We start from the raw sequence: 1,151 nt of genomic DNA on the forward strand, positions 1-1,151 counted from the left end.
ACGTAACACTCCATTGAGAGAGGCTGCCGTTTGGTCGCTCCCCCTTTGGGGGCGGGGGGGGGGTTACATACCCATACCGAAACCTCTGCTTCTGGTGATTTGCTTGAGTAGGTCTTTCCCCTCTTCCATAGCTTTTGATATGTTTGGGAAATGATGCCTTAAAGCCTCCAGTTGTTCGGAATTGAACAAGTCTTTCATCTTACCAAGTTCTTTTTTCAATTCCTTGGTTTCGGTCTTTAGTTCTTGGTTCTCCGTCCTTAATCGGTTACTGGTTGTCCTTGCGTTGTCCATTTGTTGTCTATAATACTCCTTGTCATTCTCGGCTTTGAATGCCTTTGTGCCGTTTTGCTCTTTTTCAAGTATAGCCTTTCCCAGTCTATCGGATAGCTGTTCATTTTCCCCCTCTAAAGCCTTTACTTTGGCTTTTAAGGCATCCTTTTCCCTATCGTTGACTGTTTTTCCAATCAAGCCGTAAAACTTCTCTGAAGCCTTAGAAATGAGTTTTTGGACGTTCTTCTTTGTTTCAATGGAACGTAGTTCTTTCTGAAGCTGAAGAAGCTGGTTTTGTACGTCCTTGTGTTTGTCTAATGCACTGGATATATCGTTTGATAGTTCCTGAAGCTGTTCTTTCGCACATTCGGTCTTGTACTGCATAGCCGATAAGTGTTTGCGGTCAGAAGAAACGCCACGTTCCATGCCCAGTGTTTCAGATGCTATGGTTTGGAGTTCTGCCATGTCATCACGCGATAAACGCACACTTTTCCCATTCGGCTGCGTCCAATCGAAAACTACATGGGCATGAAGGTTAGGTGTCCATTGCTTTGCGTTCATGTATCCTTCGTCCTTGTGTATATGGATTTGAAATGCTTCGATACCGAAACGTTCTTTGCAGACCGTGGCAAACTGCTGGAGTTCCTGCATGGTGGTTTCTTGTTTGATTACTATTACTCCCTCTCGTATGGGTGCGGCTTTAGCCTGCATCTTCTGCCCAACCGTATCGAGATATCTTTGTTTCGCACTTTCCAGCCGATGGGAGATGCTATCTCCAACCCAGCTTTCATTCAAATGACTAAGTTCGGGACGAACATAGTCCAACTCTTTTTCCCTAAAGTTGTGAATCTCACTCCCCGGCTTCACTGCTTGTACATGAA

At 44.8% G+C, this 1,151-nt stretch carries 1 protein-coding gene; it reads right to left on the bottom strand.

Translation table 11 applies throughout. The features are described 5' to 3' along the window. Window positions 1–63 precede the first annotated feature (63 nt). Window positions 64–1,151, bottom strand: a 1,088-nt coding sequence (locus QX51_RS01605) for a plasmid recombination protein (RefSeq protein ID WP_082007778.1), incomplete at its 5' end; no start/stop codon positions are given.

The sequence above is a fragment of the Terrisporobacter othiniensis genome (genome assembly GCF_000808015.1).
Lineage (GTDB): Bacteria > Bacillota > Clostridia > Peptostreptococcales > Peptostreptococcaceae > Terrisporobacter > Terrisporobacter muris.